Raw genomic sequence first — 22,820 nt, forward strand, 5'->3', positions numbered from 1 at the left:
GTGGGCGTCCGGTCCGTGGGAGCCCGCGGACTCCCGGTCAGCGGGCGGCGCGGTTGACCGCGGAGACGACCGCCTTGAGCGAGGCGCGGGTGGTGTTGGCGTCGATGCCGATGCCCCACAGGACCTTGCCGTCGATCGCGCACTCGATGTACGAGGCGGCCTGGGCGCTGGCTCCCTCGCTCATGGTGTGCTCGGTGTAGTCCAGCAGCCGGGCGTCGATGCCGATGGCCTGGAGCGCCTCGAAGAAGGCGGAGATCGGGCCGTTGCCGGAGCCGGTCAGGACGGTGTCGGCGCCGTCCACGACCGCCTCGACGGTCAGGGTGTCGGTGCCGTCGGTGTCGGAGGTGGTCTGGCCGGAACGCAGCTGGACGCGCCCCCAGCGCCCGGCGTCGTCCGGGTTGGGCAGGTACTCGTCCTGGAAGGCGGTCCAGATCTGCGCCGGGGTGACCTCGCCGCCCTCGGCGTCGGTCTTGGCCTGAATGATCCGGGAGAACTCGATCTGCATCCGGCGCGGCAGGTCCAGCTTGTGGTCGTTCTTCAGGACGTAGGCGATACCGCCCTTGCCGGACTGCGAGTTGACCCGGATGACGGCCTCGTAGGAGCGGCCGACGTCCTTCGGGTCGATCGGCAGGTAGGGCACGGCCCACTCGATCTCGTCCACGGTCCTGCCCTGGGCGGCCGCGTCGGCCTCCATGGCGTCGAACCCCTTCTTGATGGCGTCCTGGTGGGAGCCGGAGAAGGAGGTGTAGACCAGGTCGCCCGCGTAGGGGTGGCGCGGGTGGATCTCCATCTGGTTGCAGTACTCGCTGGTGCGGCGGATCTCGTCGATCTGCGAGAAGTCGATCTGCGGGTCGACACCCTGGGAGAAGAGGTTCATGCCCAGGGTGACCAGGTCGACGTTGCCGGTGCGCTCGCCCTGGCCGAACAGGCAGCCCTCGATGCGGTCGGCCCCGGCCATGACGGCCAGTTCGGCGGCGGCGACGGCGGTGCCCCGGTCGTTGTGCGGGTGGACCGAGAGGCAGACGTGCTCGCGGCGGGTCAGGTTGCGGGACATCCACTCGAAGCGGTCGGCGTGCGTGGAGGGCGTCGAACGCTCCACGGTGGCGGGCAGGTTGAGGATGATCTCGCGCCCCTCCTCCGGCTGCCACACGTCGCAGACGGCCTCGCAGACCTCCAGGGCGAAGTCCAGCTCGGTGTCGGTGAAGATCTCCGGGCTGTACTGGTAGCCGAAGACCGTCTCGGGGCCCAGGATCTTCTCGGCGTACTCCATGACCAGCCGGGTCCCGTCCACCGCGATCTGCTTGACCTCCTCGCGGGAGCCGCGGAATACGACGCGGCGGAAGGTCGGGGCGGTGGCGTTGTACAGGTGGACGGTGGCGCGCCGCGCGCCGACCAACGACTCCACGGTCCGCTCGATGAGCTCCTCGCGGGCCTGCGTCAGGACGGAGATCGTCACGTCCTCGGGGATCGCGCCCTCTTCGATGATGGAGCGGACGAACTGGAAGTCGGTCTCGCCGGAGGCGGGGAAGCCGACCTCGATCTCCTTGTAGCCCATCGCGACCAGCAGGTCGAACATCTCGCGCTTGCGGGCCGGGGACATCGGGTCGATCAGCGCCTGGTTGCCGTCGCGCAGATCGGTGGAGAGCCAGCGGGGCGCCGCGGTGATCCGGTTGTCGGGCCAGGTGCGGTCGGGCAGGTCGACGGCCTCGTAGCGGCGGTACTTGTGGACCGGCATCCCGGACGGCTTCTGCGGCCGCGCCGCGTTGGTGACCGGCGTGGGGCGGCCGACGGCGTTGCCGGAGGGATTCGCGGTGGTCATGACGTGGGGCTCCTCAGGGGTCCGACAAGGGGTCGGCCGACTGTGCCGCCGCAACAGCAGACTCCGCGGGGAGGGGGTCGGCCTACGACTACAGGCCCTCGCCGCGGCAGCTAAGGAGAAGCAGCCCGAAACGCATGATGCGACGAGCGTAACCGAGTGTGGCCCGTGGTGCCGGTCCGTATCAGTATGCGGGACCGGATACCCATGGCGGGTAAACAGTGACTCATCACTCCATTTCGTCAATCGTCGTCGCAACCAGTGACAGCTCGATGACGGAGTGCCACAGTCGTGGGTATGCACCTTCGACCCGACGGCGAACTCCACCCCGTCTTCTGCACCATCGTCCCGCCCCACGTCCTCGACCACCTGTCCCGGTCCGCCGACACCCGCCTGGCGGACCCGGCCCGCCGCACCCTGGAGGCCGACGGCCTCCGCCGCAACCGCCGCCGGATGACGGCCCTGGCCACCGCCCCCTCCGCCCCGAGCGCGGGCGCCGTCCCCAGCAAGCCCCGCCGCACGATCCACGACTGCGGGGGCGGCACGGAGCTGCCCGGCCGCACCGTCCGCGCCGAGGGCGACAAACCCACCTCCGACGCCAGCGTCAACCGCGCCTACGCCGGGCTCGGCGCCACCTTCGAGCTCCTGCTCTCGGCGTACGGCCGCAGCTCCATCGACGGCCGGGGCCTGCCCCTGACCGGCTCCGTGCACTACGGCCACGAGTACAACAACGCCTTCTTCGACGGCGAGCAGATGGTCTTCGGGGACGGCGACGGCGAGATCTTCCTCGACTTCACCGTCGCGGTCGACGTCATCGCCCACGAACTGGCCCACGGCCTCACCCAGTACACCGCCAACCTCCGCTACGAGGGCCAGTCCGGCGCGCTCAACGAGTCCGTGTCAGACGTCTTCGGCGCCCTGGTCAAGCAGTACTCACTGGGCCAGAGCGCGGAGCAGGCCGACTGGCTGATCGGCGCCGGACTGCTCGCGCCCCGGGTCGCCGGGGAGGCGCTGCGCTCGATGAAGGCCCCGGGCACGGCGTACGACGACGACGTGCTCGGCAAGGACCCGCAGCCCGCGTCCATGGCGGACTACGTCGAGACGGAGGAGGACAACGGCGGGGTCCACATCAACTCCGGCATCCCCAACCGCGCCTTCCACCTCCTGGCCACCGCGCTCGGCGGGAACTCCTGGGAGCGCGCCGGACAGATCTGGTTCGACGTGCTGACCGGCGGCGAGCTGACGGCCACCGCGGACTTCGCGGAGTTCGCCCGGCTGACGGTCGCGGCGGCGGGCGACCGCTTCGGCGCGGGCGACGAGCGGGAGGCGGTCCTCAAGGCCTGGTCGGAGGTGGGGGTTTCGACCCGGGCGTGACCCGGACCTCCACGTCCCCGGACCTCCACGTCCCCGGACCTCCGCGTACCAAGCCTCCGCGTCCCCGGGACGGCGGGCGGGGTTGAGCGCCCCTCCGGTCCCCGATAGACAGGACCCCATGCGTATTCAGGTCAGCAGGACCGGCGGGTTCGCCGGGATCTCCCGCCGCGGCGAGATCGACACCGAGGGCCGGGCGGACGCGGCGGAGTGGGAGTCACTCGCCGAGGAGGCCGTCGCCGGCCCGCCGGAGGCGCCACCGCCCGGAGTGCCGGACGGCTTCCGGTACGCGATCACGGCCGGTGAGCGCACCGTGCACTGCGCCGACCCCGGTCTGAGCGAGGCGCAGCGCACGCTGGTCTCCCGCGTCCTGAAGGAGGGCGCGTGAGACCAGCGTCCGGGTCCGGGCGGCGACAGCAGGGTGACGGCGGACCCTGGAACCCGAGCTACCGACCCTAGAACCCGAGCTTCCGCAGCTGCTTCGGGTCGCGCTGCCAGTCCTTGGCGACCTTCACATGGAGATCGAGGAAGACCGGGGTGCCGAGCAGCGCCTCGATGTGCTTGCGCGACTTGGTCCCGACGTCCTTCAGCCGCTTGCCCTTCGGGCCGATGATGATGCCCTTCTGGCTGGGCCGCTCGATGTAGACGTTGGCGTGGATGTCCAGCAGCGGCCGGTCCGCAGGGCGGTCCTCCCGCGGCAGCATCTCCTCGACGACGACCGCGATGGAGTGCGGCAGCTCGTCGCGTACGCCCTCCAGCGCCGCCTCGCGGATCAGCTCCGCGACCATGACCATCTCCGGCTCGTCGGTGAGGTCGCCCTCCGGGTAGAGCGGCGGGCTCTCGGGGAGCAGCGGGGCGATGAGGTCGGCGAGCAGGCCGACCTGGCCCGCCCCGCGCCCGCCACCGCCCTGGTCCGACTGGTCCGGCTTGCCCGAGGGGCCGCCTGCCGCCCCCCGCTCCTCGGCGACGGCCGACACCGGGACGATCTCGGCCCACTCGAAGCCCAGCTCCTCGGCCAGCGCGGAGACCGCGAGGAGCTGTTCGGCCAGCGCCTTCGACTCGACCAGGTCGGTCTTGGTGACGATGGCGATCTTGGGGGTCTTCCTGATCCCCGCCAGCTCCTTGACGATGTACTTGTCGCCGGGGCCGAGCTTCTGGTCGGCGGGCAGGCAGAAGCCGATGACGTCGACCTCGGCCCAGGTGGTCCGCACGACGTCGTTGAGCCGCTCCCCCAGCAGCGTGCGCGGCTTGTGCAGGCCGGGGGTGTCGACCAGGATCAGCTGCGCGTCGTCGCGGTGCACGATGCCGCGCACCGTGTGCCGGGTGGTCTGGGGGCGGTTGGAGGTGATCGCCACCTTCTGCCCGACGAGAGCGTTCGTGAGGGTGGACTTGCCCGCGTTGGGGCGGCCCACGAAGCAGGCGAAACCGGCCCGGTGGGGGGAGGTGTTCTCCGCCTGCGGGACAGCGGCTTCTTGGTTCGGTCGAGCGCTCATGGCCACCATTCTCCCCGATCCCGGCGGCGCTCCGGCACAGCGGGCCCGCGGGGGCGCGCCGGGCCGCCGGGCGCGCGCCCCGGACGTCCCGCCTCAGCCAGCCGTGACGCGCAGCCGCAACGTGCCGTCCGGGCCCGCGAGCAGCACCGGGGTCCCCGGTCCGCCCAGGTCCCGCACCGCGGCCCGGTCGTCGTCGGAGGGCGCCTCGGCGGCGGAGACGACCGCAGCGGCCTCCAGCGAGGTGGCGCCACTGGCCACCGCCATGGCGACGGCGGTCTGCAACGCGCTCAGCTTCAACGACTCCAGCGCCACCGTGCCCGCGACGTACGTACGCCCGGTCTCGTCCCGTACGGCCGCACCCTCGGGCACACCGTTGCGGGCGCGGGCGCTGCGCGCCAGCGTGACGATCTTGCGGTCCTCGGCGTCGAGGTCGGTGGTGCCGGTGGTGTCGGTCATGCCACGAGCATACGAAGCGGCCGGTCCCCGCGGACCACGGGCTCCGGGCTCCGGAGGCCGGACGGGCGCTACGGGCGGTCCAGCCGCAGCCGGTCCGCCCTCGGGAGTCCGGCGACCACCAGGTCGTAGGAGTCCTCGATCATCTCGCGCAGCAGCCGGTCCGGGACGCCGGAGACGGTGACGGTGTTCCAGTGGCGCTTGTTCATGTGCCAGCCGGGCACGACGGCGGGGTGCGTCTCGCGCAGCCGGATCGCCTCGTCGGGCTGGCACTTGAGGTTGACGGTGAGCGGGCGGGCGTCCAGGGCGGTGAGGGCGAACATCTTGCCGAGCACCTTGAAGACCGAGGTCTCCGGGCCGAACGGGAACTCCTCCGCGCTCGCGTTGAACTCCAGGCAGAACGCCCGCAGCCGCTCCGGTGTCATTCCGCTTCCCTCTCCTTGCCCTCGGGGTCCTCGGACTCCCGCGCCCACGGCTCCACCAGCACGGTGACGATCTTGTTGCGGCGGCCGGCCGTGGACTCGGCGGTGAGCCGGAGGCTGCGGCCGTCGGGCAGGTCGACGACGGCCGACGCACCGGCGATCGGGACCCGGCCCAGCGCCTTGGCGAGGAGTCCGCCGACGGTCTCCACGTCCTCGTCGTCGTACTCGTCGAGGCCGAAGAGATCGCCCAGATCGCCGAGGTCGAGCCGGGCGGTCACCCGGTAGCAGCCGTTCTCCAGCTCCTGGACGGGCGGCAGTTCCCGGTCGTACTCGTCGGTGATCTCGCCGACGATCTCCTCCAGGATGTCCTCGATCGTGACGATGCCCGCCGTGCCGCCGTACTCGTCGATGACGACGGCGACGTGGCTGCGGTCACGCTGCATCTCGCGCAGCAGGTCCCCGGCGTTCTTGGTGTCGGGGACGAAGGCGGCGGGGCGCATCGCGGTGGAGACCGGATCGGCCTCGGACTCGCGGTTGATGTGGGTCTTGCGGACCAGGTCCTTCAGATACACGATCCCGACGATGTCGTCCTCGTTCTCCCCGGTGACCGGTATCCGGGAGAAGCCGGAGCGCAGGGCGAGGGTGAGGGCCTGGCGGATCGACTTGTAGCGTTCGATGGAGACCAGGTCGGTGCGCGGCACCATGACCTCCCGGACCAGGGTGTCGCCCAGCTCGAAGACGGAGTGCACCATGCGGCGCTCGTCGTCCTCGATGAGCGACTCGGCCTCGGCCAGGTCGACCATGGCGCGCAGTTCGGCCTCACTGGCGAAGGGCCCCTTGCGGAACCCCTTGCCGGGGGTCAGCGCGTTGCCGACGAGGATCAGCAGTTGCGGGACCGGCCCCATGATCCTGGCCAGGGGCAGCAGGACGTACGCGGAGGCGGTCGCCGTGTTCAGCGGGTGCTGGCGGCCGATGGTGCGCGGGGAGACGCCGATGGCGACGTAGCTGACGAGGACCATGACCCCCATCGCGAGAGCCAGGGCCTCCCAGGTCTCCGGGAGCTTCTGGAGGCAGACGTAGGTGACCAGGACCCCGGCGGACATCTCGCAGGCGACCCGCACCAGCAGGGCGACGTTGAGATAGCGGGTCGGGTCGGCGGCGACCTGTGCCAGCTTCGCGCTGCCGCGCCGCCCGGCCCGGACCGCCTCGGCGGCCCGGAAGCTGGAGACCCGGGCCAGACCCGCCTCGGCGCAGGCGGCCAGCCAGCCGACCACGACCAGCAGGACGGCGCCGGTGATCAGGGGCGCGCTCACGAGACGGTGGGGGCGGGGGACGCGCCGGTGAGCCCCTGCTCGCCGCGCCAGCCGTCCACGATGGCGGCCTGGAGACCGAACATCTCGGCCTTCTCGTCCGGCTCCTCGTGGTCGTATCCCAGCAGATGCAGCACTCCATGGACGGTCAGGAGCTGAAGCTCCTCGTCCATGGAGTGCTGGGTGGGCGCGTCCTCGCCCTGTTTCTTCGCGACCTCCGGGCAGAGCACGATGTCACCGAGGAGTCCCTGGGGGGGCTCCTCGTCGTTCTTCGCCGGGGGTCGCAGCTCGTCCATCGGGAAGGACATGACATCGGTCGGGCCCGGGAGGTCCATCCACTGGATGTGCAGCTGCTCCATGGCGTCGCTGTCCACCACGATCACCGACAGCTCGGACAGCGGGTGGATCCGCATCCGGGCCAGTGCGTAGCGGGCGATGTCGAGGATCGCCTGCTCGTCGACCTCGGTTCCGGACTCGTTGTTGACGTCGATCGACATGGTGCGCTGCGACTACTTCCCTTTTCGTCGGTCGCGTCGGCCGTCTTCGCGGCCGTCCGCCTGACCGTCCCGTTGACCGTTTCGGCTGTCGTACTTCTCGTACGCGTCGACGATACGGCCGACGAGCTTGTGCCGGACGACATCCTGGGAGGTGAGCCGGGAGAAGTGGACGTCGTCCACGTCCTCCAGGATCTCCTGGACCTGCCGCAGCCCGCTCTTGGTTCCGCTCGGCAGGTCGACCTGGGTGACGTCACCGGTGACGACGATCTTGGAGTCGAAGCCGAGGCGGGTGAGGAACATCTTCATCTGCTCGGCGCTGGTGTTCTGCGCCTCGTCGAGGATGATGAAGGCGTCGTTGAGCGTACGGCCCCTCATGTACGCCAGCGGCGCGACCTCGATCGTGCCCGCCGCCATCAGGCGCGGGATCGAGTCGGGGTCGAGCATGTCGTGCAGGGCGTCGTAGAGGGGGCGGAGATACGGGTCGATCTTGTCGAACAGGGTGCCGGGGAGGAAGCCGAGCCGCTCGCCCGCCTCGACCGCGGGGCGGGTCAGGATGATCCGGCTGACCTGCTTGGACTGGAGCGCCTGGACCGCCTTGGCCATGGCCAGATAGGTCTTGCCGGTGCCGGCGGGGCCGATGCCGAAGACGATCGTGTGCTCGTCGATCGCGTCGACGTAGCGCTTCTGGTTGAGCGTCTTGGGGCGGATGGTGCGGCCGCGGTTGGAGAGGATGTTCTGGGTGAGCACCTCGGCGGGCGTCTCGCCCTGCGGGTCCCCCTCGCCGTTGCCGCTCGCCCTGAGCATGGCGATCGACCGTTCCACTGCGTCCTCCGTCATCGGCGCTCCGGTGCGGAGCACGAGCATCATCTCGTCGAACAGGCGCTGGATGAGGGCGACGTCGGCTGCCTCGCCCGTGGCACTGATCTCGTTGCCCCGGACGTGGATGTCGGCCGCCGGGAAAGCCTCTTCGATCACGCGCAACAGCGAGTCACCCGATCCCAGGAGCATCACCATGGGGTGTGCGGCCGGGATCCTGATCTGGGCACGCGCCTGCGGGTGCGGTGTGGGTGTCTGAGTCATGGGCCGGCCCTATGGCCTGCGCATACCTCCCGTTGCAGGGTTCTCGCTGCTCGACAACCTCTGGGTCACCCAGCCTACGACCTGCCGCTGACAACGCAGAGCTCTTTTACCGCCCGTGTGTGCGATCGCGCCGCGCTCACTGGCGGAAGCCGATCGTGGGCACCGCGCGCCGCAGCGGCCAGGCGCGGGGCGTGGTGGGCAGCAGGTCGTCCAGGAAGGCGTAGCGCTCCAGGGCGGCGGGGTCCTGGTCGTCGAGGGTGCGGATGCGCTGCCACCAGGCGGCGACCTCGGTCCAGCCGGGCGCGGAGAGCGAGCCGCCGAACTCCTGGACGGAGAGGGCCGCGGTGAGTCCGGCGAAGGCGAGCCGGTCGGCGAGCGGCCAGTCGGCGAGGGTGCCGGTGACGAATCCGGCGACGAAGACGTCCCCGGCGCCGGTGGGGTCGAGGGCCGCCACCTCGATGGCGGGCACCTGGGCGCTGGCTCCGGTGCGTCCGTCGACGGCGTAGGCGCCTTCGGCGCCCAGGGTGACCACGGCGAGCGGGACGCGTTCGGCGAGGGCGTGGGCGGCGGCGCGGGGGCAGTCCGTACGGGTGTAGCGCATCGCCTCCTGGGCGTTGGGCAGGAACGCCTCGCAGTGCGCCAGGCCGGGGAGGGCGTCCAGGTCCCAGCGGCCGCTGTCGTCCCAGCCGACGTCGGCGAAGATCCGGGCGCCGTCCCGGGCGGCGGTGGCGACCCAGGGTTCGCCGCGCTCCGGGGCGAGCGAGGCGATCGCGGCGCGGGCGCGCGGCGGGCAGTGCGGGAAGGCCGGTCCCGGGGCGCCGGTCCCGGTGGGGGGCGGGGCCTCGTGGCCGTGGGAAACCATGGTGCGTTCGCCCTCGTACGCCATGGAGACGGTGACCGGGGAGTGCCAGCCGGGGACGGTGTGCGACATCGACAGGTCGATGCCCTCGCCCTGTTCGAGGGCGTCCCAGCAGTACTCGCCGTAGTGGTCGTCGCCGAAGGCGGCGGCGAGCGAGGTGTGCAGGCCGAGCCGGGCGAGGGCGGTGGCCATGTTGGCGACTCCGCCGGGGCTGGAGCCCATGCCGCGCGCCCAGGACTCGGTACCGCGTACGGGGGCGCTGTCCAGGCCGGTGAAGATGATGTCGAGGAAGACCGGTCCGGTCAGGAAGACGTCGCAGTACGGGTCGCGGGGGGCGCGCAGCGCCAGCAGGGGGTCGATGCCCGGAGTCTCTGTGCTCACCGTGCGCTCCCGGTCGTGCGGCGGATTCCCGGGAGAATCCGGACAGTGTGAAGTGCGGCCAGTGTGCCCGATGGAACGCCGCGAACGCGGGTGTCGTCGCCGGTCTTCTCGTCCTGGCTGACCTGCATAAACATGCGCTGTTACCCGGCTTTTTCCTGCATAAACGCATAAGTGAGCCAGATCACATCGGGCTGGCTTTCGTGGGCCTGGAAGCGCTTGATACAAATTGCCCCGCGCGCACCTTCGGGGACGTTGTCCGACGAGCGCCGCATCTCCCAGCATCTCGCTGCACACCCTCGTGTTCCCGCATCGCCTCCTCGTTTCGCCATGCCCGCATTCCCCCGCTCACTTCGCCGTGCCCTCCCCCACCCCCCTTCGCTGTGCCCTCCCCTCCCCCTCCGCCTGCTCAGGCACGTCTTCAGGAACGCCCATGTCCTCGCGCCCTCGCGCCCCCCGCGCCGCGTGGCCTCTGGTCGCCGTGTTCACCGCCGGTTACCTCGCCTCCTACCTCCTGCCCACCGTCGTCGGCCGGCTGAGCGCCCATCTCGGGCTGAGTCCCGCGCAGGCGGGCCTGGCCGGGAGCGCCCTGCTGCTGAGCTCGGCGGGTGCCGGGTTCGCCCTGGCCGGCCGGGTGGAGGGGTACGGGGCCCGTACCCCGGCCCGGATCGGTCTGCTGCTGGCCGCCGCCGGGTACGGCTGTGCCGCGCTGGGCGGGTCGGTGCCGCTGGTGGTGACCGGAATGGTCGTCGGCGGCTTCGGCTCGGGCACCGCGACGGCGGTGGCCGCGGCCCAGATCGCCGCGCGGCACGATCCGCACCGGACGTCCTCGCTCGGGCTGCTCTCCGTGTCGGCCACGGCGGGCGCCCTCTACCTGACCATCCCTCACCTCGGCGGCGAGCACCGGCTTCCGTTCGCCTCGATCGCCCTGGTGGCCCTGCTCGTCTGGCCTGCGACCGCCCGGCTGACCGGCCCCGCGGCGGCCGGGGAAACCGCCTCCCGGATCACCGGGCGGCTGCCGCACCGCCGCTCCGGTCTCGTCCTGGCGGGCGGGATGCTCGTGTGGTCCATGGCGCAGAACGCGCTGTGGGGTGTCAGCAGCCGCATCGGCGCGGTCCAGGCCGGGCTCTCCGAGGTGACCGTCGGGGCGGTGTTCGCGGCCGCGCTCGGCGCGGGACTGCTCGGGGTGACGGGCGCCGGGATGCTCGGCGCCCGGCTCGGCCGGGCGGTGCCGATCGGGGTGGGGACGATGGTGATCGCGGGAAGCATCGTGCTCAGCTCCTCCGCCCGGGACCTGGGGTCGTTCGCGACCGGCGAGATCCTGTGGAACACCTTCTACCCGGTGGTGCTGTCGTATCTGATCGGGCTGGCCGCCTCCCTGGACGTCCGCGGCCGCTGGGCGGTCCTGGCGGGCTCCGCCTCCTCGGTCGGCGTCGCCTGCGGGCCACTGCTGGGCAGCCTGCTCTCCGAGGAGGCGGGCTACCCGGTGATGGGGCTGGTCCTGGGCGCGGTCACCCTGCTGGTCGCCGCGCCCGTGAGCGCGGTGGCGCTGCACACCGGCGGCCGCCCGCTGGTCTCCGGTTCGGTGCGCCGCCGCGGTGGCGCCCCGGCCGCGCTGCTGGCCGCCACCACCGGCAGCGGCCTGTCCGGTGCGGTGCCGAAGCTGGGTTCGCCGGAGCAGGCCGTCACGGAACTGCGCGTTCCGGCGCTGCGGCGCAGGCGGCCGGCGCGCAGCGCCTTCCGTACGGCCGGTCCGGAGGGCGGGCCCGGTCAGTCGAACGCGTACGCCTCGACCTCGGACAGGTAGCGCGCCCGGCGCTCCTCGTCGTGGTCGAGGAAGGCCGCCTCGAAGGAGTTCCGGGCCAGGGTGCGCAGCTGCTCCTGGTCCAGGGCGAGCGCGTCGCGCACGGCGTCGAAGTTGTCGCCCGCGTAGCCGCCGAAGTAGGCGGGGTCGTCGGAGTTGACCGTGCACAGCAGCCCGGCGGCGATCATCTTTGGCAGCGGGTGGTCCTTCAGAGTGTCGACCGCCCGCAGCCGTACGTTGGACAGCGGGCAGAGCGTGAGCGGCACCCGGTCGGCGACCAGCCGCGCCACCAGTGCGGGGTCCTCCAGGCAGCGCAGCCCGTGGTCGATCCGCTCGACGCCGAGGACGTCCAGGGCCTCCCGGATGTACTCCGGCGGCCCCTCCTCCCCCGCGTGGGCCACCTTGCGCAGGCCGAGCGCGGCGGCCTCCTCGTACACCTCGCGGAACTTCGCGGGCGGGTGGCCGACCTCGGCGGAGTCCAGGCCGATGCCGCTGATCCGGTGGAGGTGGGGCCGGACGGCGTCCAGGGTGCCGAGGGCGGCTTCGGCGGAGAGGTCGCGCAGGAAGCACATGATCAGCTGGGTGGAGACGCCGTGGTTCTCCTCGCTGCGCTCCAGCGCCCGGCTCAGCCCTTCGACCACGGTGCCGATCGGGACACCCCGGGCGGTGTGGGCCTGCGGGTCGAAGAAGATCTCCGCGTGCCGGACGCCCTGCGCGGCGGCGCGGGCTAGGTAGGCGTCGGCGAGCGCGGCGAAGTCCTCCTCGGTGCGCAGGACGGCCATCAGCGCGTAGTAGAGGTCCAGGAAGGACTGGAGGTCCTCGAACCGGTAGGCGCGGCGCAGGTCGTCGGTGGTGGCGTACGGCAGGGTCACCCCGTTGCGCTCCGCGAGGGCGAAGGCCAGCTCGGGTTCGAGGGTGCCTTCGATGTGGAGGTGGAGTTCGGCCTTGGGGAGGTGCACGGTGTCTCGCAAACGGTGGTGCGGTCGGTACGGGGGTGGCGGGCGCCTGTCCGGGGCGCCGGTTCAGGGGTGGTGGTGCCGGGTGGGGACCGGGACCCTGATCAGGTCCTGGGCGACGGTGAGTTCGCCGTCGAACCCGGCGGCGCGGGCCTGGGTCTCGAAGAGGTCCGGGTCGTTGTAGCGCTGGGAGAAGTGGGTCAGCACGAGGTGGCGTACGCCCGACTCCTTCGCCACCCGGGCGGCCTGTCCGGCGGTCAGGTGGCCGTGGTCGGCGGCCAGCTTCTCGTCCTCGTCGAGGAAGGTCGACTCGATGACCAGCAGGTCGCAGCCCTCGGCGAGCGCGTACACCCCGTCGCAGAGCCGGGTGTCCATGACGAACGCGAACCGCTGCCCACGGCGGCGGACGGAGACCTGGTCCAGGGTGACGGAGCCGAGGACGCCCTCGCGCTGGAGGCGGCCGACGTCCGGTCCGGCGACGGAGTGCTCCGCGAGGAGGGCGGGCAGCATACGGCGGGTGTCGGGTTCGGTGAGGCGGTAGCCGTAGGACTCGACGGGGTGCGAGAGGCGGTGGCTGTCCAGGGTGTAGGCGGGGGTGGTGGCGAGGACGCCGCCGGTCCCGGCGACCGGGGCCTCGGTCAGCTGGACGGTCTCGCGGTAGGCGGTGGCGTACCGCAGCCGGTCGAAGAAGTGCTGCCCGCTCGCCGGGTAGTGCGCGGTGACGGGGTGCGGCACCTGGTCGAGGTTGATCCGCTGGATCACTCCGGCGAGCCCGAGGGAGTGGTCGCCGTGGAAGTGGGTGACGCAGATCCGGTCGATGTCGTGCGCGGCCACCCCGGCCCGCAGCATCTGGCGCTGGGTGCCCTCGCCGGGGTCGAAGAGGATGCCCTGGCCGTCCCAGCGCAGCAGATACCCGTTGTGGTTGCGGTGCCGGGTGGGGACCTGGCTGGCGGTGCCGAGCACCACCAGCTCACGTACGGACACGGGGAGACGCTCCTGCGGTGCGGGGTGTCATCCGGGGGGCCACTGGAGGCCGCGGCCGCCCAGGACGTGGGCGTGCGCGTGGAAGACGGTCTGGCCCGCACCGGACCCGGTGTTGAAGATGATCCGGTAGCCGCTGGAGTCGATCTTCTCGTCGGCGGCGACCGTCCCGGCCTCGGTCAGCACGTCGGCGGCGATCCGCGGCTCGGCGGCGGCCAGCGAGGCGGCGTCCGGGTAGTGGACCTTCGGGATGACCAGGACGTGGGTCGGGGCCTGCGGGTTGATGTCGCGGAAGGCGACGGTGGTCTCGCTCTCGCGGACGATGGTCGCCGGGATGTCTCCCGAGACGATCTTGCAGAACAGGCAGTCGGACTGCGGATCTCCCGCCATGGCGCCGGGCCTCCTCGCTCGCTGGTGATCAGTTCGGGGTGACGCTCGTGCCTCCGTACGCCAGGACAGCTGACGCCGGTGACCGGTGCGCCGGGACGCGTGACGCTCGTGATCAGTACAGGGGCATGCTATCCCCGGCCCGCCGGGCTCCCGTTCAGCCCCAGCGCCCCGTCCGCCCCAGCAGCAGCGCCGTCGCGGCCGTCCCCGCCGTGGAGGTACGCAGGACGCTGCGGCCCAGCCGGTAGGGGCGGGCGCCCGCCTCGGCGAAGACGGCCAGCTCCTGCGGGGAGACGCCGCCCTCGGGGCCGACGACCAGCACGATCGTGCCGTCGGCCGGGAGTTCGGCGGTGGCCAGCGGGGTGCTGTCGTGGTCGCGGTCCTCGTGCAGGACCCCGGCGAGGTCGGCCCCGGCCAGCAGCGCGGCGACCTGCTTGGTCGTCATGGCCTCGGTCACCTCGGGGAAGCGCACCCGGCGGGACTGCTTGCCCGCCTCCCGGGCCGTGCCGCGCCACTTCGCCAGGGACTTGGCGCCCCGCTCGCCCTTCCACTGGGTGATGCAGCGGGCGGCCTGCCAGGGCACGATCGCGTCGACCCCGGTCTCGGTCATGGTCTCCACGGCCAGCTCGCCCCGGTCGCCCTTGGGCAGCGCCTGGACGACGGTGACGCGGGGCGTGGGCTCGGGCTCCTCGCCGGACGCGTGCAGGGTGACGGTGAGACGGTCCTTGCCCTCGGCGGCGCGGACGGTGCCCTCGGCCCAGCGGCCGAGCCCGTCGGTGAGGACGACGTCCTCGCCTGGCTCCAGTCGCCTGACCGACACGGCGTGCCGCCCCTCGGGGCCCTCCAGCACGAACTCCGGCCCGGCGGGCATCCGTTCGACGACGAAGACCGGCGCGGTCACCTCGGGCTCCTTGCGCTCAGGGCCGACCGGGCGGCCTCCAGTTCGGCGGCGAGCAGCTCGACCAGCTCGCCCGCGGGCAGTTCCCGGGCCATCCGGTGGCCCTGCCCCGCCCACAGCGCCATGCCCTGGGCGTCCCCGGCCTTGGCGGCGGCCCGGCGCAGTCCGCTGGTCACGTAGTGGACCTGGGGGTAGGCGGCGGGGGCGTACGGGCCGTGCTCGCGGACGAAGCGGTTGACCAGGCCGCGGGCGAGCCGCCCGGAGAAGGCGCGGGTCAGTTCGGTACGGACGAAGAGCGGGTTGGTCAGGGCCTGCTTGTGCAGCAGGTGCGCCCCGGATTCGGGGCAGATCAGGAACGCGGTGCCGAGCTGGGCGGCGTCCGCGCCCGCCGCGAGGACGGCGGCGATCTGGGCGCCGCGCATCAGTCCGCCGGTGGCGACGAGGGGGATCTGCACGGTCTCGCGGACCTGGGTGACCAGGGCGAGGAGTCCGGTGCCGGTCTGGTCGGCCTGGGAGTCGTCGTGGTGGGTGGACTGGTGGCCGCCCGCCTCGACGCCCTGGACGCACAGCGCGTCGGCCCCCGCCCACTGCGCGGCCTGGGCCTCCTCGGCCGAGGTGACGGTGACGACGGTGTACGTGCCCGCGGCGGCGAACGCGTCCAGGGTGTTGCGGGTCGGGCAGCCGAAGGTGAAGGAGACGACGGGGACGGGGTCCTCCAGCAGGATCGCCACCTTCGCCTCGAAGCCGTCGTCGCCGCAGTCGTCCGGGTCGCCGAGCGGGGTCTCGTACCAGGCGGCCTCACCGGCGAGCTGATGGCGGTAGACGTCCACGGCGCTGGGGTCGGCCAGCGCGGGCTGCGGCATGAAGAGGTTGACGCCGAACGGCCCGGAGGTGAGCCGCCGCAGCTGTTTGATCTCGTGGTACATGCCGTCCGCCGTCTTGTACCCGGCGGCCAGGTACCCGAGCCCGCCCGCTTCGGCGACGGCCGCGGCGAGCTGGGGTCCGGAGGCGCCGCCCGCCATCGGGGCCTGCACGATCGGATACCGGCAGAGCTCGGTCAACTCGGAGGACATGAGCGCATCGTGCCATGTCCGGCACACAGGGCCGAATCAGCCAGCCGACGGGCTGACCGGTTCTTCCGCCGTACACCGCACCGCCCGCCGGAAGAAGACCGGCGGGCGGTGCGGTGACAGGGAGAAAGCGCTTCAGCGGCCGTTGAACGCGTCCTTCAGCCGGGAGAACAGGCCCTGCTGACCTGGCTGGAACTGACCGGTCGGCCGCTCCTCGCCGCGCAGCTTCGCCAGCTCCCTCAGCAGCCGCTCCTGCTCCGGGTCGAGCTTGGCGGGCGTGATCACCTCGACGTGCACGATCAGGTCGCCCCGGCCGCCGCCGCGCAGGTGGGTGATGCCCCGCCCGTGCAGCGGGACGGACTGGCCGGACTGGGTGCCGGGCCGGATGTCGATCTCCTCCAGGCCGTCCAGCGTCTCCAGCGGGCACTTGGTGCCCAGGGCGGCCGCCGTCATCGGGATGGTGACCGTGCAGTGCAGGTCGTCGCCGCGCCGCTGGAAGACGGCGTGCGGCAGCTCGTGGATCTCGACGTACAGATCACCGGGCGGGCCGCCGCCGGGGCCGACCTCGCCCTCTCCGGCGAGCTGGATGCGGGTGCCGTTGTCGACGCCTGCGGGGATCTTGACCGTGAGCGTGCGGCGCGAGCGGATGCGGCCGTCGCCGGCGCACTCCGGGCAGGGTGTCGGCACGACCGTACCGAAGCCCTGGCACTGCGGGCAGGGGCGCGAGGTCATGACCTGGCCCAGGAAGGACCGGGTGACCTGCGAGACCTCACCGCGGCCGCGGCACATGTCGCAGGTCTGGGCGGAGGTGCCGGGGGCCGCGCCCTCGCCGCTGCACGTGGTGCAGACGACCGCCGTGTCGACCTGGATGTCCTTGGTGGTGCCGAAGGCCGCCTCGTTGAGGTCGATCTCCAGACGGATCATGGCGTCCTGGCCGCGCCGGGTGCGCGAGCGGGGCCCGCGCTGGGCGGCGTTGCCGAAGAACGCGTCCATGATGTCGGAGAAGTTGCCGAAGCCCCCGGCGCCGAACCCGCCCGCGCCGCCGCCTCCGCCGCCCGCGGCGAGCGGGTCGCCGCCGAGGTCGTAGACCTGCTTCTTCTGCGGGTCCGAGAGCACCTCGTAGGCGGCGTTAATCTCCTTGAACCGCTCCTGGGTCTTCGGGTCCGGGTTGACATCCGGGTGCAGCTCGCGGGCGAGCCGACGGAATGCCTTCTTGATCTCGTCCTGAGATGCGTCGCGGCGTACGCCGAGTACGGCGTAGTAGTCCGTGGCCACTTACGACTCCGCCAGGATCTGTCCGACGTAACGTGCCACTGCGCGTACCGCTCCCATCGTTCCGGGGTAGTCCATGCGGGTCGGTCCGACCACGCCGAGTTTGGCGACTGCCTCGTCGCCCGAACCGTAGCCGACCGCGACGACGGATGTGGAGGTGAGCCCCTCGTGGGCGTTCTCGTGCCCGATCCGTACGGTCATGCCCGAGTCCGTGGCCTCACCGAGCAGCTTCAGCAGGACGACCTGTTCCTCCAGTGCTTCCAGCACCGGCCGGATCATCACCGGGAAGTCGTGTCCGAAGCGGGTGAGGTTGGAGGTGCCGCCGATCATCAGCCGCTCCTCCGTCTCCTCGACCAGGGTTTCGAGGAGGGTGGAGAGAACCGTGGAGACCGTCCCCCGGTCCTCGCTGTCGAAGGATTCCGGCAGCTCCCGCACCAGTCGCGGGACATCCGCGAAGCGGCGTCCGACGACCCGGCTGTTGAGCCGGGCCCGCAGATCCGCGAGCGATGCCTCGCCGAACGGCGCGGGACAGTCGATCATACGCTGCTCGACCCGGCCGGTGTCCGTGATCAGGACGAGCATCAGCCGGGCGGGGGCCAGCGACAGCAGCTCCACGTGCCGCACGGTCGAGCGGGTCAGCGAGGGGTACTGCACGACCGCGACCTGCCGGGTCAGCTGCGCGAGCAGCCGCACGGTGCGCCCGACCACGTCGTCCAGGTCGACCGCGCCGTCCAGGAAGTTCTGGATGGCCCGGCGCTCGGGCGAGGACAGCGGCTTGACGCCCGCGAGCTTGTCCACGAAGAGGCGGTACCCCTTGTCCGTCGGGATGCGTCCCGCGCTCGTGTGCGGCTGCGCGATGAAACCCTCGTCCTCCAGCACCGCCATGTCGTTGCGGACGGTGGCCGGGGAGACGCCCAGCTGGTGGCGCTCGGTGAGCGCCTTGGAGCCGACGGGCTCCTCGGTGCCCACGTAGTCCTGGACGATGGCGCGCAGCACTTCGAGTCTGCGTTCGCTGAGCATCGCGCACACCTCCAGCTGTGGTTCCGCGGTCCCTGTCTGGCACTCGGTGCGTACGAGTGCCAGCAATCCCCGCGGTCAGTGTACGGGGGTGGGGTGGGGCAGGGGCAAGGGCGACCGGCCACGCCCCGCCGGGAGTGCCCAGGTCGTCGCCGATAGCGTCGTCGCATGGACGTCCCTTGGGAAGACTTCGGCTGGGAGCGGTTGGGCAACGGTGTCGGCAGACGGCGGCTCCCGGGCTGGGACGCCACCGTCGCGCTGGTCGCCGGGACGACGGGGGTGCTGCTCTGCGACACGGGCTCGACGCTGCGCGAGGGGGCCGAGGTGCGGCGGCAGGCCGAGGCGCTGCTGGGGCGCCGGGTGACGCATGTCGCACTGAGCCACCCGCACTTCGACCACGTGCTGGGCACCGCGGCGTTCGCCGGGGCCGAGGTGTACGGCTCGGCGGGCCTCGCCGCCGCGCTGCGGGGCGCGGAGGGGGAGCTGTACGCGTCGGCGGTGTGCCACGGGGTGCCGGAGGACGAGGCGGCCGGGTCGGCGGACACGCTGGTCCTCCCGCGCCACGAGGTGCGCGGCGAGCTGACGGTGGATCTGGGCGGCGGCCGCCGGGTGGTGCTGGCCGATCTGGGGCCCGCCCACAGCAGCCACGACCTCGCGGTGCTGGTGCCGGGGGCGGGCCCGGACGCGCCGGTGGTGTTCTGCGGCGATCTGGTCGAGGAGTCGGGCGACCCGCAGGCGGGCCCGGACGCGGTTCCCGCGCGCTGGCCCGCCGCGCTGGAGCGGCTGCTCGGGCTGGGCGGTGAGGACGCGGTGTACGTCCCGGGGCACGGGGCGGCGGTGGACGCGGCGTTCGTCCGGGCGCAACGGGCGGCGCTGGCGGAGCGGTTCGGGGTGGCGTGACGATTATCGTCGGGGCATGCGCAGCTACCAGCCGGACCTGACCCCGCCGTGGAAGAAGTCCGCCCCCGTGCCCGAGGTGCCCGCCGAGCCCGATCTGGTGGTGGAGGAGGTCGCCACCGGATTCTGCGGGGCGGTGATCCGCTGCGAGAAGACGGCCCAGGGGCCCACGGTGACCCTGGAGGACCGGTTCGGCAAGCACCGGGTCTTCCCGATGGAGCCGCGCGGCTTCCTGCTGGAGGGCACGGTGGTCACGCTGGTGCGCCCCTCGGCGGGCGGCCCGGTGCGCCCCACCCGTACGGCGTCCGGTTCGGTGGCGGTGCCCGGGGCGCGGGCCCGGGTGGCGCGGGCGGGGCGGATCTACGTGGAGGGGCGGCACGACGCGGAGCTGGTGGAGCGGGTGTGGGGCGACGACCTGCGCATCGAGGGCGTGGTCGTGGAGTACCTGGAGGGCATCGACGACCTTCCCTCGATCGTCGCGGAGTTCGCGCCGGGGCCGGACGCCCGGCTGGGGGTGCTGGTGGACCATCTGGTGCCCGGTTCCAAGGAGTCGCGGATCGCCGCCCAGGTGACCGGCGACCACGTGCTGGTGGTGGGGCACCCGTACATCGACGTCTGGGAGGCGGTGAAGCCGTCGTCGGTGGGGATCGATGCCTGGCCGGTCGTCCCGCGCGGGCAGGACTGGAAGACCGGGGTGTGCCGGGCGCTGGGGTGGCCGGAGAACACCGGGGCGGCCTGGCAGCACATCCTGTCCACGGTCCGCAGCTACAAGGATCTTGAACCCCAACTCCTGGGCCGGGTGGAGGAATTGATCGACTTCGTCACCCTTCCGGACTGATGTCCCCCGGCTGAGCCCGCCCCGCCCCGGACGATCACGTGCCGATCCCTGGGAATCCCTGCGTCCCACACGCACCATCGGCTATTGAGGGTGGGGACACGGCTCACGGACGCACGGGGGAAGGGCGTGGGGCGATGGCACGCGAGGTCTGGCGGGACAGTGCGCGCAACGAGGCGGCCTCCGCCGTCTTCCATCTGATGCAGGAGCTGATCGACCGGTACCGGGTGAACCGGCCGGTGATGCCGCTCGTGGTGCTCCAGGCGGCGGACGCCGGGGCCGGGCCGCAGACCGACACCAAGGTCGCGAGCATCGTCCAACAGGTGTACCGGGCCAACGAACTGCGCCGGGTGCCGGTGCGGCTGCTGGACGGCGAGGGCGCCACCCCGTACGCGGCGGCGCTCGACATGGTGCGCACCCTGTCCGAGAAGCCGTGGGAGACCCGCGAGAACGCCCAGTACAAGCCGTTCCCCTTTCCGCGCTCGCGGCTGCTCGGCGCGATCGAGCAGGCGACCGCGACGGTGGTCGAGCAGTCCGGCGGCAGCACGGCGGAGGTGCGCGAGGAAAGGATTCTGGAGCAGCTGAGCCGCCTGCGGTGGCGGGCCGGGCCGCCCCGCCGGGGCACCTGGTGGGGTTCGCTGCGCGACTCGGTGCGGCCGGAGACCTTCGTCGGCGCGCTCTTCATCGCCCTGCTCAGCGTGCTGCTCGGGGAGATCGACTGGCTGCTCACGGTCCTGGTGGCGGCAGGCGCGCTGATCGCCCTGGCCGTCGTGGGGCTGATGACCCACGCCGCGCCGCCGCTGCTGTGGCTGCGCCGGGCCAGCCGCTGGTTCGCCACCACCTCCTCGCTGGCCGCCTCCAGCACCGGCTATCCGTCGGACGGCTGGTCGTGGTTGTCGCCCAGCGGTTCGTGGCGGGTGATCCGGGCGCGGGCGGCGGCGGTCGCGCAGCGGGTGGCGGACGCGGGGACGGGCGACGAGCACGCGCGCCAGTTCCATCTGGAGCTGCGGGTGCAGGCGCTGCTGGAGGACCTGCGGGACGCCTACCGGCCGCACACGCCGGACTGGCGGCGCAGCAAGCGCACGGTGCCGCCGGTGGTGTTCCTGACCCGGGCCACGCAGGACGACGGCGGCATCCTGCTGATCAACGCGATCAACAACGTACGGTCGCGGCGCAGCGAGGTCGATCCGCTGCTGCTGCTCGCCTCGCTGCCCGCCGCCGAGATCATGCGGCACACCCCGCCGCTGCCCCCGGAGCGGCCGGACCCCGGCGTGCCGACCGGTTCGTCGGGGGCTCAGGCCCGCTACGAGCGCTGGGTCAACGATCTGAGCCTGGGGCAGTCGCCGGTGGCGGCGGCGACGCTGGCCTGGGTGCTGCGGCTGCCGCTGTCCACGGAGAAGCTGGACCACGAGCACGCCCACGCCCATCTGGCGACCTCCCGGGTGCGGCGGACCTGGGCGTGGTGGGTGATGTCGCGGGCGAGCATCGCACTGGTCGTGGTGGGAAGCCTGCTGGGCGCGTTCCTGTGGGCGGGGCACTGGCGGGAGACGTACTGCCACGGCCCGCTGACCGGCCGGAACACGGATGCGATCTGGGCCGGGCCGGACGGGGACCGGGAGTGCGTCGGGGTGGCGACCACGACCGAGGTGCGGTTCGCGCGCGGCAACGGCCTGGAGCTGAACGGGGCCGGGAAGGGCATCACGTTCGACCGGATCGAGCAGGCGATCCGGGACGAGAACAGGGACATCGAGCCGGACGACCGGTACGTCACGGTGGTCTACGCCGGTCCGTTCACCGCCACGGGCCAGGACCGCGAGGCGGCGCGCAAAGGTTTGGAGGAGCTGACCGGCGTCTACCTCCAGCAGCACGCGGTGAACAAGACCGTGGGGCGGTCGGTCAAGCTGCGGGTGCTGACCGCCAACGGCGGCCAGGACATGCTGCGGCAGCTCACCGCCGTCCGCAGGATCATCGAGGTGGCGAAGCGGGACCCCACGGTGGTCGGCGTGGTGGGCCTGGGCCGCAACACCGAGGAGAGCGACGACGCGGCGGACCTGCTGCGCGACGCCGGACTGCCCCTGGTGAACACGACCAACTCCAGCAGCGATCTCCCCCGGCGCTACCCGAACTACTTCGGGCTCGCGGCGACGGACGAGGAGCAGACGTACGCGCTGGGGCTGGTCGCCGGGCAGATCGCGAAGTCGATGGAGGACCCGCACGCGCTCGTGCTGTCCCGCCGGACCCGTAACGGGGACAAGGACCGCTACACCGCCGAACAGCGGGACGCGGGCCGGGAGATGCTCCGGGGCGCGGGCTTCTCGCTGGGGCGGGACGTGGAGTACGACCTCGCGGGCGGCGCCAGCCTGAACACCCCGCTGACCACCATCTGCCAGGCCGAGCGGGTCCCGGACGCGCTGTACTTCGCGGGGCGCGTCGAGGACGTGCGGAACCTGATGCGGGGACTGTCGGAGACCACCGGGTGCTCGGACCGGCGGATGACGGTGTTCACGGGCGACGATCTGACGAAGGGCACGTTCGGCGACAGCACGTCCATCGCGACGAACGTCACGCTCTACCACAGCTCGCTCGCCCCGCTGGACCGGGGAAAGAACCTCGGTTTCTACGGGGACGCCTACCGCACCCTGCGGGCCCTGCACCCCGACGGCGAGGTCGCGAGCCTGGCCTCGGGGCGCCCGGCGTACGAGGACGAGCTGTTCGCCAGCGGGCAGACCGTCATCGCCTACAGCGCGACGGCGGCCCTCTACGACGCCGCCGCGCGCGGGGACGCGCCCCGCAGCGCCGCCGAGACGTGGGCGACGCTGCACACCGTGGACCTGAACAGCATGCCGACGGGGACGATCTCCTTCAGCCGGGCGAAGTCCTCGGCCTCCGACAACGTGCACGGTCTGAACATCGTCAAGGTGGTCCGCCCCGGGCCGACCGCCGAGCGCACGCTGGTGTGCGGAAAACCCGCGGGGGTCGCGCCGCCGCTGACGGCGAAGGAGTGCAAGCCGTGAGGTCTTCCTC

General features: G+C 72.2%; 21 protein-coding genes. 6 read left to right on the plus strand and 15 right to left on the minus strand.

All coding sequences use genetic code 11. From position 1 onward, the window contains the following. Positions 1–37: 37 nt before the first annotated feature. Positions 38–1,819 (minus strand): 2-isopropylmalate synthase, encoded by a 1,782-nt coding sequence (leuA, locus tag ACIRRU_RS09470; RefSeq protein ID WP_363205170.1) that lies wholly within the window; start codon positions 1,817–1,819, stop codon positions 38–40. Between the two features lie 294 nt (positions 1,820–2,113). Between leuA and ACIRRU_RS09475 the strand changes: the two genes are divergently transcribed. Together ACIRRU_RS09475 and ACIRRU_RS09480 are read left to right on the plus strand one after the other, a co-directional pair. Then, the gene (locus ACIRRU_RS09475; protein ID WP_363205171.1) at positions 2,114–3,190 is read left to right on the plus strand and encodes a M4 family metallopeptidase; all 1,077 of its coding nucleotides are present in this window, start codon (positions 2,114–2,116) and stop codon (positions 3,188–3,190) included. 118 nt (positions 3,191–3,308) lie between these two features. Continuing rightward, positions 3,309–3,575 carry a protealysin inhibitor emfourin gene (locus tag ACIRRU_RS09480; protein WP_403678233.1) on the plus strand — a complete coding sequence of 89 codons (267 nt, stop codon included), beginning with the start codon at positions 3,309–3,311 and terminating at the stop codon, positions 3,573–3,575. Positions 3,576–3,642: 67 nt separating this feature from the next. Here ACIRRU_RS09480 and ACIRRU_RS09485 read toward each other — a convergent pair whose 3' ends face one another. The 7 genes from ACIRRU_RS09485 to ACIRRU_RS09515 form a co-directional block, all read right to left on the minus strand. Beyond that, the gene (locus ACIRRU_RS09485; protein ID WP_403678234.1) at positions 3,643–4,680 is read right to left on the minus strand and encodes a GTPase Era; all 1,038 of its coding nucleotides are present in this window, start codon (positions 4,678–4,680) and stop codon (positions 3,643–3,645) included. 93 nt (positions 4,681–4,773) lie between these two features. Next, positions 4,774–5,136, minus strand: a complete 363-nt coding sequence (locus ACIRRU_RS09490; protein WP_363205174.1) for a cytidine deaminase — start codon at positions 5,134–5,136, stop codon at positions 4,774–4,776. 68 nt (positions 5,137–5,204) lie between these two features. After that, positions 5,205–5,558, minus strand: a complete 354-nt coding sequence (locus tag ACIRRU_RS09495; protein WP_403678236.1) for an MmcQ/YjbR family DNA-binding protein — start codon at positions 5,556–5,558, stop codon at positions 5,205–5,207. Continuing rightward, on the minus strand, positions 5,555–6,868 hold the full coding sequence (locus tag ACIRRU_RS09500) for a hemolysin family protein (protein WP_363205176.1): 1,314 nt from the start codon (positions 6,866–6,868) through the stop codon (positions 5,555–5,557). Before ACIRRU_RS09500 ends, ACIRRU_RS09495 begins: the two co-directional genes overlap by 4 nt. After that, the gene (ybeY, locus tag ACIRRU_RS09505) at positions 6,865–7,362 is read right to left on the minus strand and encodes an rRNA maturation RNase YbeY (protein ID WP_403678238.1); all 498 of its coding nucleotides are present in this window, start codon (positions 7,360–7,362) and stop codon (positions 6,865–6,867) included. The genes ACIRRU_RS09500 and ybeY overlap by 4 nt, the downstream gene beginning before the upstream one ends. A 12-nt stretch (positions 7,363–7,374) precedes the next feature. Next, positions 7,375–8,442 carry a PhoH family protein gene (locus tag ACIRRU_RS09510; RefSeq protein ID WP_363205178.1) on the minus strand — a complete coding sequence of 356 codons (1,068 nt, stop codon included), beginning with the start codon at positions 8,440–8,442 and terminating at the stop codon, positions 7,375–7,377. A gap of 136 nt (positions 8,443–8,578) precedes the next feature. Beyond that, positions 8,579–9,682 carry a carbohydrate kinase family protein gene (locus ACIRRU_RS09515; RefSeq protein ID WP_403678240.1) on the minus strand — a complete coding sequence of 368 codons (1,104 nt, stop codon included), beginning with the start codon at positions 9,680–9,682 and terminating at the stop codon, positions 8,579–8,581. 430 nt (positions 9,683–10,112) lie between these two features. Between ACIRRU_RS09515 and ACIRRU_RS09520 the strand changes: the two genes are divergently transcribed. After that, positions 10,113–11,486: an MFS transporter gene (locus ACIRRU_RS09520; RefSeq protein ID WP_403678241.1), complete on the plus strand. Its 1,374-nt coding sequence runs from the start codon at positions 10,113–10,115 to the stop codon at positions 11,484–11,486. On the opposite strand, the gene ACIRRU_RS09525 is transcribed toward ACIRRU_RS09520, so the two are convergent. From ACIRRU_RS09525 to hrcA, 7 genes are all read right to left on the minus strand, one after another. After that, positions 11,450–12,442: an adenosine deaminase gene (locus ACIRRU_RS09525; RefSeq protein WP_403678243.1), complete on the minus strand. Its 993-nt coding sequence runs from the start codon at positions 12,440–12,442 to the stop codon at positions 11,450–11,452. The two genes, ACIRRU_RS09520 and ACIRRU_RS09525, sit on opposite strands and share 37 nt — an antisense overlap. A gap of 63 nt (positions 12,443–12,505) precedes the next feature. Next, complete coding sequence (locus tag ACIRRU_RS09530) at positions 12,506–13,423, minus strand: ribonuclease Z (RefSeq protein WP_403678245.1); 918 nt, start codon at positions 13,421–13,423, stop codon at positions 12,506–12,508. A 27-nt stretch (positions 13,424–13,450) separates the two neighbouring features. Further along, positions 13,451–13,810 carry a histidine triad nucleotide-binding protein gene (locus ACIRRU_RS09535; protein ID WP_403678246.1) on the minus strand — a complete coding sequence of 120 codons (360 nt, stop codon included), beginning with the start codon at positions 13,808–13,810 and terminating at the stop codon, positions 13,451–13,453. 154 nt (positions 13,811–13,964) lie between these two features. Further along, positions 13,965–14,708 carry a 16S rRNA (uracil(1498)-N(3))-methyltransferase gene (locus ACIRRU_RS09540; RefSeq protein ID WP_403678248.1) on the minus strand — a complete coding sequence of 248 codons (744 nt, stop codon included), beginning with the start codon at positions 14,706–14,708 and terminating at the stop codon, positions 13,965–13,967. Continuing rightward, positions 14,705–15,778, minus strand: a complete 1,074-nt coding sequence (locus ACIRRU_RS09545; RefSeq protein WP_403678249.1) for a nitronate monooxygenase — start codon at positions 15,776–15,778, stop codon at positions 14,705–14,707. Before ACIRRU_RS09545 ends, ACIRRU_RS09540 begins: the two co-directional genes overlap by 4 nt. 132 nt (positions 15,779–15,910) lie before the next feature. Further along, on the minus strand, positions 15,911–17,050 hold the full coding sequence (gene dnaJ / locus ACIRRU_RS09550) for a molecular chaperone DnaJ (protein WP_403678250.1): 1,140 nt from the start codon (positions 17,048–17,050) through the stop codon (positions 15,911–15,913). Continuing rightward, entirely contained in the window at positions 17,051–18,067 is a 1,017-nt protein-coding gene (gene hrcA, locus ACIRRU_RS09555) for a heat-inducible transcriptional repressor HrcA (RefSeq protein WP_363205187.1), read from the minus strand. It abuts the gene before it with no gap. Between the two features lie 165 nt (positions 18,068–18,232). On the opposite strand from hrcA, the gene ACIRRU_RS09560 reads away from it, so the two are divergent. The 3 genes from ACIRRU_RS09560 (at position 18,233) to ACIRRU_RS09570 (ending at position 22,810) form a co-directional block, all read left to right on the plus strand. Beyond that, entirely contained in the window at positions 18,233–18,964 is a 732-nt protein-coding gene (locus ACIRRU_RS09560) for an MBL fold metallo-hydrolase (RefSeq protein ID WP_403678252.1), read from the plus strand. Between the two features lie 16 nt (positions 18,965–18,980). Then, positions 18,981–19,799: a DUF3097 domain-containing protein gene (locus ACIRRU_RS09565; RefSeq protein WP_403678254.1), complete on the plus strand. Its 819-nt coding sequence runs from the start codon at positions 18,981–18,983 to the stop codon at positions 19,797–19,799. A gap of 134 nt (positions 19,800–19,933) precedes the next feature. After that, the gene (locus tag ACIRRU_RS09570) at positions 19,934–22,810 is read left to right on the plus strand and encodes a hypothetical protein (RefSeq protein ID WP_403678256.1); all 2,877 of its coding nucleotides are present in this window, start codon (positions 19,934–19,936) and stop codon (positions 22,808–22,810) included. Positions 22,811–22,820 lie beyond the last annotated feature (10 nt).

The organism is Streptomyces sp. NPDC101181, assembly GCF_044767975.1.
Classification (GTDB): domain Bacteria; phylum Actinomycetota; class Actinomycetes; order Streptomycetales; family Streptomycetaceae; genus Streptomyces.